This window comes from Actinoplanes italicus (assembly GCF_003001815.1).
Lineage (GTDB): Bacteria > Actinomycetota > Actinomycetes > Mycobacteriales > Micromonosporaceae > Actinoplanes > Actinoplanes italicus.
Genome location: NZ_PVMZ01000010.1, coordinates 1 through 13,784, shown reverse-complemented (window position 1 = coordinate 13,784; position 13,784 = coordinate 1). Strand labels below are relative to the sequence as shown.

Genomic DNA, 13,784 nt, shown 5'->3' with positions numbered 1-13,784 from the left:
CCAGTTCCACAGTGGCCCTAGTGATCATGGTGTTGGATGACGGCTGTGGAACTCTTCGACGGGTTGACCGGTGTGGCGCGGATCGGACTGGGACTGGCCGCGGTCGGCCGCCCGGGTTACATCACGCTCGGCCGCGACCGGGATCTGCCGTCCGCACGCACCGTGACGGCCATGCGGGAGCGGGCGCACGGGTTGCTCGACGAGGCGTACGCGGCAGGGGTCCGGTATTTCGATGTGGCCCGCTCCTACGGCCGCGCCGAGGAGTTTCTGGCCGGCTGGCTGCCCGGTCATGACGAGGCCGTCGCCGGCAGCAAGTGGGGCTACACCTACACCGCGGACTGGCGGGTCACCGCCGAGGTGCACGAGGTGAAGGAACACAGCGTCGACGCGTTCGACCGGCAGCTGCGGGAGAGCCGGGAGTTGCTCGGTGAGCGTCTCAAGCTCTACCAGGTCCACTCGGTCACTCCGGACAGCCCGGCGCTCACCGACCGGGAGCTGCATCGCCGCCTCGCCGATCAGGGCGCCGTGGTGGGTCTGTCGACCAGCGGCCCGGGCCAGGCCGACGCGATCCGCGCGGCGCTCGAGGTCGAGGTGGACGGGGTTGCGCTGTTCCGCAGTGTGCAGGCCACCTGGAACCTGCTGGAGACGAGCGCGGGACCGGCCCTGGCCGAGGCGCACGCGGCGGGACGTGCGGTGATCGTCAAGGAGGCGCTGGCCAACGGGCGGCTGGCCGCACATCCTGAGCTGGGGCCGGAGCCGGATGTGACGGCGCTGGCCGCCGTGCTGCATCAGCCGTGGGTGACGGTCGTCCTGTCCGGTGCCGTCACCGGCGAGCAGCTCTCCTCCAACCTGCGGGCGGCCTCGGTCTCGCTCGACACCGCCGGGCTGGAGCGCCTCGCCGAGCCGAGTGAGGACTACTGGCGGACGCGGGCCGCGCTGCCCTGGAGGTAGGACGGGAAGTAAACAAACTTTGCAGCGCTGCAAGAAAATCAGACATGTACCCGGGTCGGTCTCGTCCACTGGTTGGCGTGCGGTATGACATGACCATGACTGACACGGATGCACGGCCGCCGGCCGGCTTGCGCGAAGCGATCGAAGAGGGCCGGACCGCGCTCGGGATCGAGTTGGGATCCACGCGGATCAAGGCTGTGCTGACCGGCCCCGACCAGGCGGCCATCGCGGTCGGGGCCCACGACTGGGAGAACCAGTTCGTCGACCGCGTCTGGACCTACTCCCTCGAAGCGGTCTGGGAGGGGCTGCAGGGCTGCTTCGCGGCGCTGGCCGAGGACGTCCGGAACAAGTACGGCACCGAGTTGCGTACGGTCGGCGCGCTCGGCGTCTCCGCGATGATGCACGGCTACCTGGCCTTCGACGGCGAGGGTGAGCTGCTGACACCGTTCCGCACCTGGCGCAACACCAACACCGGTGACGCGTCCGAGCAGCTCAGCGAGCTGTTCGGCTACAACATCCCGCACCGGTGGAGCATCGCCCACCTCTACCAGGCCGTGCTCAACGGCGAGGAGCACCTGGAACGGCTCGCCCACGTCACCACACTGGCCGGCTACGTGCACTGGAAGCTCAGCGGCCGACAGGTCCTCGGCGTCGGCGACGCGAGCGGCGTGTTCCCGATCGACGTCGCGACCGGCGGTTACGACGCGCGGATGCTGGGTCAGTTCGACGAGCTGGCCGCCGGCCGGGTGCCGCTGAAGCTGGCCGAGCTGCTGCCGGCCGTGCTGCCCGCCGGCGAGCAGGCCGGCACGCTCACCGAGGCCGGTGCGCGGCTGCTCGACCCGAGCGGCACCCTGCAGCCGGGCGCCGTTCTCTGCCCGCCGGAGGGTGACGCCGGCACGGGCATGGTCGCCACCAACTCGATCGCGAGGCGGACCGGCAACATCAGCGCCGGCACCAGCATTTTCGCGATGATCGTGCTGGACGGCCCGCTGAGCCGGATGCACCCCGAGATCGACCTGGTCACGACGCCGGCCGGTGATCTGGTGGCGATGGTGCACTGCAACAACGGCGCCAGCGAACTGAACTCGTGGGCGGGGCTGTTCGGCGAGTTCGCGACGGCGCTCGGCGCTTCGGCCTCCAGCGGGCAGGTCTTCGAGACGCTGTTCAGGTCGGCGCTGACCGGTGCGGCCGACGGTGGCGGGCTGATGGCGTTCAACTACCTGTCCGGTGAGCCGATCACGAAGCTGCACGAGGGCCGGCCGTTGTTCCTGAGGGAGCCGGGCAGCTCGCTGAGCCTCGGCTCGTTCATGCGGACCCAGCTCTACTCGGCCCTGGCCACGCTGCGCATCGGCATGGACGTGCTGCAGAAGGCCGAGTCGGTGCAGCTGGACAGCATGTTCGCGCATGGCGGCCTGTTCAAGACCGAGGGCGTGGCGCAGAAGCTGCTGGCGGCCGCGATCGACACGCCCGTGTCGGTCGGTGACCTGGCCGCCGAGGGTGGTGCCTGGGGCATCGCGGTGCTCGCCGGTTTCGTGACGGCGAAGCAGCCGGGCCAGAGCCTCGCGGACTTCCTGAACACCACGGTGTTCGCGGACGCGCGGCTCGACACCGCCACCCCGGACCCGGAGGACGTGGCCGGGTTCAACGCGTTCATGCAGCGGTACGTGGCGGCGCTGCCGATCGAGCGGGCAGCGGTCGAGCACAGCTGATCGTCCGGCGGTGCGGGGCCCGTCCCCGCACCGCCCTCAGCCTTCAGCCGTGATACAACGCCTTCAGCCGTGATAGACGTCGAAGACGCCACCGAGAGCGTTCTCGACGATCTTCTCGATCTGTTCCATCGTCAGGCCGGGGACCTGAGTGATCCAGACCTCGGCACAGATGTCGCGGTAGACGAACACGGCGCGCGCCCGTACCGGATCGTCCTTGTAGAGAATGCCCTCGATCGTGATGTCGGTGGCCGGGACGTTCAGGCGGGCGACGACGCGCTCGCCCCAGAAGTCGTCGGTGATGGCCGGGCATGTGGACAGCCGCTGCCGGATCGCGCCGACGAGGGCCTGTCCCTCGTGGGTGGTGCCGACCACCGACTCGACGACGGGGGTGTCGTCGCCGCCCTTGGCGAAGGTGCGCTGGACCGCGACGCCCGGTGTGCCGTGGCCGGCCAGTTCGCCGCGGCAGTCGTACTCCTTGAAGAACTCCTTGTTGTCGGCGGTGCGCTCGCTGAGGACCCGGAACCCTTCCGGCAGGTCCTTCAGCTCGACCAGCCCGCTCTTGAGCTCGTCGGCTGACGGGCCCGCGGCGATCCGTACGACCGTCGTCGCCGTGGTCTTCACGATGTCGGCGAATCGCGCCTCGCCGCCGGCGTCGGTGCCGGTCTCCTCGACGCCGACGTAAACCGGACCCCACGCGACGACGGCGGTACGCGTGCGACTGTCTCCGGTGATCGAGTCCAGTCCCGCCGAGGCGTCACCGAGCGCGGGCAGCGGCAGCTTCGCGTGCCGGGTGACGCCGCCGGACTCGTCGTTCACGACCGGGCACTTCGTGAGCGCTTCGGCGGTGTCCCTGACGACCCCGGCGGCGAAGTCGCGGCCGTTCGCGGTGATCTCGATCCGCAGCTTGCCGCCGTCGCGGTGCCAGAACTCGCGGTGGACCGACGTGACAGGGCCCCAGATGCTGCTGCTCATACCACCGCAGACGTCGGAGTTGAAGACGGGCAGCTGCATGGTCGAGTCGCCACCGTCGCCGGCGAAGGTGTAGCCCTCGGGGAGCTCGTCGATCTTCGGCAGGCCCTTCATCATGTCCGACGCCACGTAGTAGTCGTCGCCGAGCGGCGGCGACGCGGCAGGCACCGGCGCTGCCCCGCTGTTGACAGTGGTGGCGGCGGCCGTGCCGGCGATCACGGCCCCGACCAGAGCCGGAACGAGGCAGGTCAGCGCGATGATTCGTCTCATCGGCCCAAGGTAGGCGGGATAATCCCGAATTTTCCGGATTATCTGCTCAACTCGCCCGGACGACGACCTTGCCGAGTGCCCGGCCCTCGCCGACGTGCGCGAGCGCTTGCGGCGCCTCGTCGAGGGGGAACGTGCGGTCGATGTGCACGGCCAGGACGCCGCTCGCGCACAGTTCGGCGACCGGCGCGAACGACTCGGGGCCCTGCTTCACCGCCAGCACGCCCAGGCGGCGGCCGGTCAGCAGGCCGAGTGCGGAACCGGCGGTCAGCACCCGCAGCAGCGTGCGCACCGATCCGCCGACACACCGATATCGGCCACCGGGCGCCAGCGCCCGGCGGTAGGCGAACACCGAACGATGGGCGACGAGATCAAGGATGAGATCGTACGGTCCACGCAGCGTGAAGTCCTCGCTGCGGTAGTCGGTCACGTGGTCCGCGCCGAGCGACCGCATGAAGTTGAGCTTGCCCGCGTTGTCCACGCCGGTCACCTCGGCGCCGAGCCGTTTCGCCAGCTGGATCGCGAACGCGCCGGAACCGCCGCCGGCACCGTTGATCGCGACGTGCCGACCGGCCGCCACACCCGCGAGACCCTGATGCGCGATCACTCCGGCCTGCGGGACCGTGGCCGCCTCGGCGAATCCCAGCCCGGGTGGCTTCGGCGCGAGCACGTGCTCGGGCGCGACCGCGTACTCGGCGAAGCCACCCTTGAGAGCGAGATTGTCGCCGTACACCTCGTCACCGGGCCGGAAGCGGGTGACACCGGAGCCCACCGCCTCGACCGTGCCGGCGATGTCCGAGCCCAGGATCCGGCGCGCCGGAGTTCGCAGCCCGCCGATCCGCGCGTACGCCGGTGAGCCCCGCAGGCACTCCCAGTCACTCAGGTTGACCGAGGTCGCCACCACCCGGATCAGCACCTGCCCGGCGGCCGGCGACGGCGTCGGCACGTCCTCCACCCGCAGCACGTCCGGCCCGCCGTACCGGTCGTACACCATCGCTCTCATCCCTACGTTGTTAGCACCCGCTCGCCCGCCCTGCCGGGACTAGTCTGTGACGGGAGGATGCCGTAAATCGGCACTTTCGTTGTAGAAGGGTCCACGTGATGAGGGTCCTGCGGTCGTACCTCTGGGCGTCCGTCGCGACCGTGACAGTGCTGGCGGTCCTGTCGGCGATCTCGCCGCCGCGGATGCTCACCTTCGGCATGCTGGCACTCGGACCGGCGCTCGCCATGGCCTCGAGCAGCCCCGCCTGCGTGCTGGGCGTCGGCGGTTACGCGCTGGCCGCCGCCTTCGCGATCTCCACCTGGCAGGGCCTGCTCGGCACCCTCGACCAGATCCTGCGCCTGCTCGTCATGGCCGCCGTCACCGGGATCAGCTGGGCGATCACCCGGCACCGCCGGGCCCTGCTGGACGGCGCCGCCGACGCCGCCCGGGAACGCGACCTGCTCGCCGCGTTCGCCGCGCAGTCGTCGGACGCGATCGTCGTGAGCACCCTCGGCGGCACCATCACGGCCTGGAACGTCGGCGCGGAACACCTCTATGGATACACGGCGGACGAGGCCATCGGTACGGATGTGCGGCGGCTCCTGTCGCCGGAACGCGTCCGGGTCATGGACCAGACGATGGCCGACCTCGCCGCCGGCCGGCACATCCGCCTCGACGAGGTGCGTCGCATCCGCCGCGACGGCAGCGAGGTGCTGGTCTCGGTCGCGGTGTCACCGATCCGCGACGCGTCCGGCGCGGTCGTCGCCGTCGCGGCCACCGAACGGGACATCTCGGAGCGCAAGAAACGGGAGGACGAGGAGAGGCTGGAGGCGGAACGGCGGTCGCGCGCCGAACGGATGGAGAGCCTCGGTCACCTTGCCGGGGGTGTCGCGCACGACTTCAACAACATGCTCGCCATCATCGTCAACTACACCGACCTGCTGGCCGACGAGGTGACCCCCGACGGGGCACCCGACCTGGCCCGCATCCGCGACGCCGCCGACCGGGCCGGCTCGCTCGTCGACCAGCTGCTGCTGTTCGCCAAACGCGAGCCCACCCAGGTCGAAACCGTCGACCTGAACGACGTCACCCAGGAGGCCGGCGAGCTGCTGCGCCGCGGCATCGGCTGCGGAATCCAGCTGGTCTGCCAGGGGTACCCCGGCCCGATCCCGGTGCGCGCCAACCGCGGACGGCTCGACCAGATCCTGCTCAACCTGGTGATCAACGCCCGAGACGCGATGCCGGACGGCGGCACCGTCGCGATCGAGGCGGACCTGACCGAGGTACGAGCAGGTCCGCGCAACCCGGTGACGCCGGGCCCGTACGCCAGGCTGACCGTCAGCGACACCGGCACCGGGATGACGCCCGAGGTGCGCGACCGGCTGTTCGAGCCGTTCTTCACCACCAAGCCCGCCGACAAGGGCACGGGGCTGGGCCTCTCCACCGTCTACGGCATCGTGTCCGACGCCGGCGGGCACATCACCGTCGAGTCCGCCGCCGGCATCGGCACCACGTTCGTCATCCTGCTGCCCCTCGCCACCGACCCCCTGGTCACCGAACCGCTCGTCCGGGAGCTACTCGGCTGAGCGGTCCAGCAGGGCCAGCTGGGCCTCCGTGAGACGGATCCGCTCGGCGGCGAGGTTCTCCTCCAGGTGGTCGATCCTGGCGGTGCCGGGGATCGGCAGGATGACCGGGGAGCGGGCCAGCAGCCAGGCCAGCGCGATCTGGGTCGCCGTGGCGCCGGTCTGCGCCGCCACGGTGGAGATCTCCGCCCGCTTCCCGGAGTCGCCCGCGGCGACCGGCCGCCAGGGCAGGAACGCGATGCCGGCCCGCTCGCAGGCCTCGAGGACCGGTTCGTGCTCGCGGTCCAGCAGGTTGTACCGGTTCTGCACGCTGGCCACATCCACGATCGCCCGGGCCTCGGCGAGCTGGGCGACGGTGACCTCGGACAGGCCGATCCGGGCGATCTTGCCCTCGTCCCTCAGGTCGCGCAGGGTGCCGACCTGGTCGGCGAGCGGGGTGTCCGGGTCGATCCGGTGCAGCTGGAGCAGCTCGATCCGGTCGACGCGCAGGCGGCGCAGCGCCTGATCGACCTGCTCGCGCAGCACCGAGGGGCGGCCGTCGAGCTTCCACTCCCCCTGCGGGCCCGTGCGGGCGACGCCGACCTTGGTGGTGAGGAGGAGCCCGGCGGGGTACGGGTACAGGGCTTCGGCCAGCAGCTCCTCGTTGGCGCCTCCGCCGTACAGGAAGGCCGTGTCGATCAGGTTGACGCCGAGCTCGACGGCCCGCCGGGCCACCGCCGGGTCCGCGGTCAGGTGCATGGCCCCGAACCCGAGCCGCCGCACTTCGAGATCCGCGTCGAACCGGAATGTCGTCACGGGGGCACGCTAACAGCGGCGCGCGCGGGCCGCCCGGGCGAACTGGTCGTCCCAGCGGCGCGGGAAGGGCAGCATCAGGTGCTTCCCCCGCCACGGAGCGGTCTGGCGGACGATGTTGAAACCGGCCGCCGAGATGATCCGGGCCGCGCCGGCGAACAGGGGCCACGCCGGGTACGAGTCGACGTGCGCGACGTCGGACGGCAGGCCGGGTGGGCGGTGAGGTGCGACCAGGACGAGACGCGGGTGGTGGCCTTCGGCTGAGGCGCAGTCACGTGCGTACCCGATGAGGTCGTCGATCTCCGCCGCCGGGCCGGAGTGGACGATCAACCAGGACCCGTCGGGGATCTCGGCAGCGGAGGCGGGCGGATCCCCGAGGGCGAGCGGGTCGCCGGGGCCGAGGAAGGCGGCGTGCTCGCCGGAGAGCGGCTCCAGAGTCCGGACCTCGTCGAACCGGATCGGGTCGGGCGGCAGCACCCGCCGATAGGCGTCCCAGCGCAGCAATCGGGCCAGATGGACGGTCCGTGCACCGGGCGGAACCGACGACGCCCGCAGCTCACCGTCGAGACCGGCCGGAAAGGCGTCGACGACAAGGACGGACGGGCGCAGGTCCGGCAGCGCGGCGGCGGGCAGCAGCCGATGCGGGCCCAGGATCCGCGGGTCGGCCGTGAACGGCGACGTGCTCAGGATCGTGGCAGGCGAGTCGGCATGGACGGTGTGCAGGTAGGCGCGGATACGCGTGAGGTGGCCGAGTCCGCCGCCCTGGGCGTAGCAGACGATCACCGTGCGGCTGCCAGCACCTTCAGGTACGCCTCGGTCTCCGCTGCCACGTCGAAACGTTCGCGGACGCGTCTTGCGGCGGCCGACCCCATCGCCGCCAGTTCGTCGTCGTTGGCCAGGGCCGCACGGTGGACGGCGGCGCGGCAGGCGTGCGGGTCGCCGGCCGGGAAGCGGAAGCCGATGTCGCCGGTGACGAGGTCGGCCAGGCCACCCGCGTCGGACGTGAGCAGCGGGGTGCCGAGCGCGGCAGCCTCGAGGGCGACGTTGGGCAGGCCGTCGTAGAAGGACGGCAGGGCCACCAGGTCGCAGGACGCGTAGACGCCGAGCAGCTGGTACCGGTCCTGGAAGGGCAGGACCGTGTGTTCGAGGTCGGACAGCAGCGACTCGATGCCGGGTTCCAGCTCACCGGCCAGGACGACGTGGAAGCGGGACGCCTGACCGCCGGTGTAGAGGGCTTCGAGGAGCAGGCGTACGCCCTTCTTGTTCTTGAGCTGGCCGATCATGCCGAGCGTGCGCCGGCCGGGACTGACGTTCGCGGCGCGCCAGTCGGCGGCCCTGCCGCGTTCGGACGGCAGGATCTGCCAGTCGGCGGTGTCGATGCCGTTCGCGACCCACGTGACTCCGGTGGCCGGGGCGAGCGCGCGGACCAGCGGTTCCGTGGAGGCGGCGACCACGCAGACGTGGGCGGAGGTGCGCAGCGCCTCGAGGACGACCGGCTGGCGGCGCAGCGAGAACATGCCGGTGTCGAAGTCGTTGCCGCGCAGCAGGGTGATCAGGGGCAGGCCCGCCCACCTCGCGTAGACGGGAGCGGCGAGCATCGGATAGGTGCCGCCGAACGCGACGACGTGGGTGTAACGGCCGATCTCGGGGGCGAGCGTGGTCCAGAGCAGGCGCAACGCGTGTTCCGGGTCCTCACCGAGCGGCACGGTCCGCACACCGGTGACCCGCTGGGCGGTGGTGCGGCGGCTCAGATGCACCACGTCCACGCCGACGCCGGCGGCGCGCAGGCCGCGGACGATCCGGTCGCAGGAGGTGGCCATGCCTCCGGGGCTGGGCGGAAAATTCTCCGTGATCCAGAGGACCCGCATCAACTGTCCACCAGGGCGTCGTCGCCGTCGTCGAGATAGTCCTGCGAGGCCGCGGCACCGGGATCGAAGGCGGCCCGGTCGTAGGAGTCGAAGCCGGTGTACCAGACCGTGTCCTGATAGACGCCCGCGCTGCGATGCCGGTACGCCCGGCGGCGGTAGGCGGCGACGGCGGCGGGGTGGCCGAACCGGTTGTTCGCGGCGGCGCACTCGGGGCACAGGCCGCCCTCGGTGACGTGGTCGGCGCAGAGGGCGCGGCCGCAGCTCGGGCAGCCGGCGACGGCCATCGTGCCGCACTTGCCCAGGGTGAAGAAGCCGGTGGTGACGGCGCAGGGGGTCATCGGGCGCCTCCGGCGGTGGTCTGCGGGGTCCAGCGGAACGGTTCGGTGGCGACCGTGAGGATGCGGTCGAGCTGCTCCTCGGCGCTGTTCGGCATCCGGTCGATCTTGGCGCCGGCCAGGATGCTGCGGCGGCGGCCCTCGCGGACGTGCACGGTGATCCAGCGTGGCGGCGCGGTGGGCGGGCGCACGCTCGCGCCGTTCTCGGGCAGCCTGCGGCGTACCTTGATGATCTGCACCTGTTTGGTCTTGCGTTTGACCTTGGTCTTGCCGCGCGGGTTGCGTTTGGTGACCCGGCGGGTGCGCTCGCGGTCGACGACGAGGACGTCCAGCACGCTGCCGTCACGCAGCTCGGCGCGCAGCCGCAGCCAGGGGTCGATCGTCCACGTCTCGACGGCCGACTTGACGGGCGGCCGGACCTGCAGGTCGCGCGAGGGCGTGGTCTTGCCGGGCGCCTGCGGGCCGCGCAGGTCGGCGGTCACCGTCAGCATGCCCTTGCGCCCCAGGTCCGAGCAGACTTCCTGGAGCAGGGGCACGAGCACATCGAGAGTACGCCGGGGAAGCGCCCATTTCGGTCGGCGCACCAGCGCGGTGTGCCGGCCGAGGCTCGCGGCCAGAGCCGTCCAGGCGTCGGCCGGCATCGTGGCGGTGAAGCCGCGCTCGTGGATGAGAGCCTGGTGCAGCGGAGGGAACCCCGCTATCGCGGCTTTCTGCTTGCGCCAGAACATGACCGGAACCTATCAGTGACGTACGACAAGGTCATAGACGTCGGCGAGACGAGCCCGCGCATGTTTCCACGTGAACCCCGCCAGCACGTGCTTTCGGGCGTTTTCTCCCAGGTCACGGCACACTTGCGGGTACTCCAGGAGCACCCGGATCGCCCGTGCCAGCTCGGCCGGACGGTCCGGCGGGACGAGCCGGCCGTACTCCCCCAGCACCTCGCGGACCACCGGCAGGTCGGAGGCGACGACCGCGGTCCCGGCCGCCATCGACTCCCACACCTTGATCGGGCTGCAGCCCTGCTCAACGTTGCGGTCGCAGGCGGTCAGCGGCGCCACCGACAGCTCGGCGTGCGCCAGCCAGCCCGCGATGTCGTCGTGCGGCAGCTGGTAGTGCCAGCGCACCCGCTCCGCGACGCCGAGACGGTCGGCGAGCCGGCGCAGCGGACGGGCCCGGTTCGGCGACACCGACGAGCAGATCACCAGATCGAGATCGGTCAGGTCGGCGAGCCTGGCGAACGCGCGCAGCAGCACGTCGACGCCCTGCCACGGCTGCAGCGCGCCCACGTAGATCAGATATCGGCCCGGCGCGTCCGGTGGGCGCGGCACGTCGGCCGGTGCCGGGTCGGCGCCGTTCGGGACCAGATGCACGCGGTCCGGGGTCACGCCGCGATCGGTCACGGCATTCTTGATGACGTACGACGGAACGACCACCGCCGCGGCCCGTGCGAGACAGTGGCGCTCCAGTTCGCGGACCTTCGCGAGGGTCGCCGGGGCGGCATGCGGCCAGGCGTACGGCAGCTCGATCGACGGCAGCCCGTTCGCCTCGTAGACCATCGTCGCGCCGGTGGTCATGGCGGGCAGCGCGCTCCACGGGTCGCGGACGTGGCAGAGTTCGAGCGTGTCCCGGTGCGGGGCCAGCTGCTCGGCGGCCCAGGCGGAGAACGCCTCGGCGCGGTCGAGCAGGTTCGGCACGACCTCGGTGAAGCGGACGATCTCGACGCCGCCCTCGCGCTGGTACGCGGGCAGGTCACCGCCGCCGAGCACGCAGAGCAGCCCGCCCTGGTAGCGCTCGAACAGCTCCGCGGCCATGTGCCGGATGTGCACGGCCGAGCCCTTGGCCGACGGGAACCGGTCGAACGCGAGGTACGCTGCGCGGTGGCCGTCAGCCATGATGCTCTCCCGGGCGGGCTCGGCTCTGCTCGTCCCGGCGGGCTCGATGCCAGGCGATCTGGCTGGTCAGACCCTCGTCGAGGCCGGTGGCGGCGGTCCAGCCGAGCAGTGCTGCGGCGCGGTCGGTGCCGGCCCAGGTGCGCCGCACGTCACCGCGGGCCGGGTCCTTGGGCACCGTGGGCGGCGGTGCGCCGAGCAGCGTACCGATGAGATGAAGTGCGTCCCGGACGCGGACGGTGACCGGATGGCCCACATTGAGGATCGTGCCCGGTGGCAGCGGCGCCCGCGCCGCCCGGACGGTGGCGTCGACCACGTCGCCGACGTAGGTGAAGGAGCGGCTCTGCCCGCCGTCGCCGTAGAGCGGCGCCGGCGAGCCGTCGAGGGCGGCCTCGATGAACCGGTGGAATGCCATGTCCGGGCGCTGCCGCGGCCCGTAGACGGAGAAGTAGCGCAGCACGACGCCACCGGCGGCCACGACGAGCCGCTCGGCCTCGGCCTTGGACCGGGCGTAGGGGCTGCGCGGGTCGACCGGGTCGTCCTCGGTGCACGGGTGCCCGGCGTCGCCGTAGACCGACGAGCTGGAAGCCAGTACCAACCGTCCGGCGCGGACATCGAGCAGCCGCCTCGTGGCGATCACGTTGTCCCGGTGGGCGTCCGCCTCACCCGGCCCGAACGAGCTGCGCACACCGGGACGCCCGGCCAGGTGCAGGATCACGTCGGCGTCCCGCAGCGGCGCGAGGTCGTCGGTGACCAGATCACATTCGGTCAGGGTGATGCCGTCACGGGCCAGGGCAGCGACGTTGGCGGCAGCCGCTGCCGGGAACGCGGCCCGGCCGGGCGCGTCGACCGCGACCACGTCGTGGCCGTCGGCGATCAGGGCGGGCACGACGTGGCTGCCGATGAAGCCCGCCGCACCCGTCACCACCGTCCGCACCCCGGCACTCTACCGACGGCCGCGCGCGATCAGCCCGCCGGCCGGGCCAGCGTGTCGGCCTTCTCCCTGGCTGTGAGCGGCGCGTCCAACAGATGGACCGCCACGGTGGCGACGGCGGTCACGGCGGCGAGCGCCAGCCACGGCACCCTGGGCCGCGGGCGTACAGCGCGGTGAAGAACGTCGGCGCCAGGATGCTCGCGAACGCGAAACAGTACTGGTAGACCGCCAGGTAGCGGTCCCGCTGCGCGGCCGGGGCGGCAGCCGCCGACAACGCGTTCGACAGCGGCGCATGAATCAGGTCGGCGGCGGCGAAGAAGATCAACCCCACCATGAGGTACGGGACGAGCACCGCGCCCGGGATCTTCACCGCGCCCGCGTACACCAGCGCCCAGACCACCCACAGCACACCGGCCAGCACCAGTCCCCGCGAGCGGGACAGCGGCCGGACCAGGCGGACGGCCAGCGCCTGGCCGGTCGCCAGCAGCACCGTGTTGACGGCCAGCAGCGGACCGACCAGCCAGTGCGGTGCGGGCAGCGCGTCGATCAGGTAGACCGGCACGGCCACCCCGATGAACACGCTGCACAGCGCGAACACCGTGTTCACCGCGATCAGCAGCAGGTAGGGCCGGTCCCGCAGCATCGCCCGGTAACCGCCGCCGCCTGCCGCCGGCCCGGTCACCGTCGTCGCCGTGTCCCGCGGCACGAACAGCAGCAACAGCGCCGACACTCCGAACGTGGCCGCGTTCAGCCAGACCGCCGGCTGATACCAGCCGTAGGTCACCACCAGCCCGCCGGCCAGGATGCCCACACCGGTCGACGCCATCTGGATCATGCCGGTGAGCGCGTACCGGCGGTCGGTGCTCTGCCGGTCCTCCCCCGGTTCACCCAGTCCGGCGACCACGGAGAAGAACGACGACCAGAACAGGCGCTGCCCGATCGAGGCGAGCATCGCCACCACCAGGACGGTGGCCGGGTGGTGCGCCCAGCCGTACGCCAGGAACGCCACGCCCTGCAGGATCTGCGCCACCAGCACCCGGTCGACGGCCCGGAACCGGTGTGCCACATGCCCGACGATCAGCGGAACCGGCAGCGAGGCGATCCCGGCGGCGCTCAGCAGCAGGCCGACCGTTCCCAGGGGCAGGCCCGCCACCTCGGTGAAGTAGAGCAGCGAGACAGGCAGGAACAGACCGCTACCGGCCATGTCGACCGCGAGGGCACAGGCAAGCGGGAGGACTCGTCGGGGTGCGGGCATCCGGCCTGTCTACCAGACACTGTGGACCGTTTCCCCCCATTTTCCGGCCACCGCCCGCCCTACCGCCACCACCCGCCCAGCCGCCACCGCTCGCCCTGCCCCACCACCGCCCGACCCGTCTCCACCACCGCCCGCCCTACCTCCACCGCTCGCCTTGCCCCACCACCCCCCCCCCCCCCTCCCCCCCCCCCCCCCCCCCCCCCCCCCCCCCCCCCCCCCCCCCCCCCCCCCCCCCCCCCCCCCCCCCCCC

Annotated in this window: 13 protein-coding genes; 3 read left to right on the top strand and 10 right to left on the bottom strand. The window is 71.8% G+C overall.

The genetic code is table 11. The features are described from left to right. Positions 1 to 36 precede the first annotated feature (36 nt). Both CLV67_RS23970 and CLV67_RS23965 read left to right on the top strand, forming a co-directional pair. Entirely contained in the window at positions 37 to 951 is a 915-nt protein-coding gene (locus tag CLV67_RS23970; RefSeq protein ID WP_106322088.1) for an aldo/keto reductase, read from the top strand. A gap of 95 nt (positions 952 to 1,046) precedes the next feature. Further along, entirely contained in the window at positions 1,047 to 2,660 is a 1,614-nt protein-coding gene (locus tag CLV67_RS23965) for a xylulokinase (RefSeq protein ID WP_239166337.1), read from the top strand. Between the two features lie 63 nt (positions 2,661 to 2,723). Here CLV67_RS23965 and CLV67_RS23960 read toward each other — a convergent pair whose 3' ends face one another. Both CLV67_RS23960 and CLV67_RS23955 read right to left on the bottom strand, forming a co-directional pair. Continuing rightward, the gene (locus tag CLV67_RS23960; protein ID WP_106322084.1) at positions 2,724 to 3,899 is read right to left on the bottom strand and encodes a hypothetical protein; all 1,176 of its coding nucleotides are present in this window, start codon (positions 3,897 to 3,899) and stop codon (positions 2,724 to 2,726) included. A gap of 46 nt (positions 3,900 to 3,945) precedes the next feature. Beyond that, positions 3,946 to 4,899: an NAD(P)-dependent alcohol dehydrogenase gene (locus CLV67_RS23955; RefSeq protein ID WP_106322082.1), complete on the bottom strand. Its 954-nt coding sequence runs from the start codon at positions 4,897 to 4,899 to the stop codon at positions 3,946 to 3,948. Between the two features lie 98 nt (positions 4,900 to 4,997). Here CLV67_RS23955 and CLV67_RS23950 point away from each other — a divergent pair, with 98 nt between their 5' ends. After that, a complete protein-coding gene (locus CLV67_RS23950; protein WP_106322080.1) occupies positions 4,998 to 6,464 on the top strand; it encodes a two-component system sensor histidine kinase NtrB in 1,467 nt (488 codons plus the stop codon). On the opposite strand, the gene CLV67_RS23945 is transcribed toward CLV67_RS23950, so the two are convergent. The 8 genes from CLV67_RS23945 to CLV67_RS23910 all read right to left on the bottom strand — a co-directional run bounded on the left by CLV67_RS23945 (position 6,453) and on the right by CLV67_RS23910 (position 13,534). Then, entirely contained in the window at positions 6,453 to 7,256 is an 804-nt protein-coding gene (locus CLV67_RS23945; protein WP_346265172.1) for an aldo/keto reductase, read from the bottom strand. The two genes, CLV67_RS23950 and CLV67_RS23945, sit on opposite strands and share 12 nt — an antisense overlap. 9 nt (positions 7,257 to 7,265) lie before the next feature. Further along, the gene (locus CLV67_RS23940) at positions 7,266 to 8,036 is read right to left on the bottom strand and encodes a hypothetical protein (RefSeq protein WP_106322078.1); all 771 of its coding nucleotides are present in this window, start codon (positions 8,034 to 8,036) and stop codon (positions 7,266 to 7,268) included. Further along, complete coding sequence (locus CLV67_RS23935) at positions 8,033 to 9,121, bottom strand: glycosyltransferase family 4 protein (RefSeq protein WP_106322076.1); 1,089 nt, start codon at positions 9,119 to 9,121, stop codon at positions 8,033 to 8,035. Before CLV67_RS23935 ends, CLV67_RS23940 begins: the two co-directional genes overlap by 4 nt. Beyond that, complete coding sequence (locus CLV67_RS52020) at positions 9,121 to 9,459, bottom strand: hypothetical protein (RefSeq protein WP_106322074.1); 339 nt, start codon at positions 9,457 to 9,459, stop codon at positions 9,121 to 9,123. Before CLV67_RS52020 ends, CLV67_RS23935 begins: the two co-directional genes overlap by 1 nt. Further along, positions 9,456 to 10,184, bottom strand: coding sequence for a hypothetical protein (locus tag CLV67_RS23925; protein WP_106322072.1), 729 nt, complete (start codon positions 10,182 to 10,184; stop codon positions 9,456 to 9,458). Before CLV67_RS23925 ends, CLV67_RS52020 begins: the two co-directional genes overlap by 4 nt. A gap of 12 nt (positions 10,185 to 10,196) precedes the next feature. Continuing rightward, positions 10,197 to 11,348: a glycosyltransferase family 4 protein gene (locus CLV67_RS23920; RefSeq protein WP_106322070.1), complete on the bottom strand. Its 1,152-nt coding sequence runs from the start codon at positions 11,346 to 11,348 to the stop codon at positions 10,197 to 10,199. Further along, entirely contained in the window at positions 11,341 to 12,282 is a 942-nt protein-coding gene (locus CLV67_RS23915) for an NAD-dependent epimerase/dehydratase family protein (protein WP_106322068.1), read from the bottom strand. The genes CLV67_RS23920 and CLV67_RS23915 overlap by 8 nt, the downstream gene beginning before the upstream one ends. 118 nt (positions 12,283 to 12,400) lie before the next feature. Next, positions 12,401 to 13,534, bottom strand: coding sequence for an MFS transporter (locus tag CLV67_RS23910; RefSeq protein WP_106322066.1), 1,134 nt, complete (start codon positions 13,532 to 13,534; stop codon positions 12,401 to 12,403). Between the last annotated feature and the right edge of the window lie 250 nt (positions 13,535 to 13,784).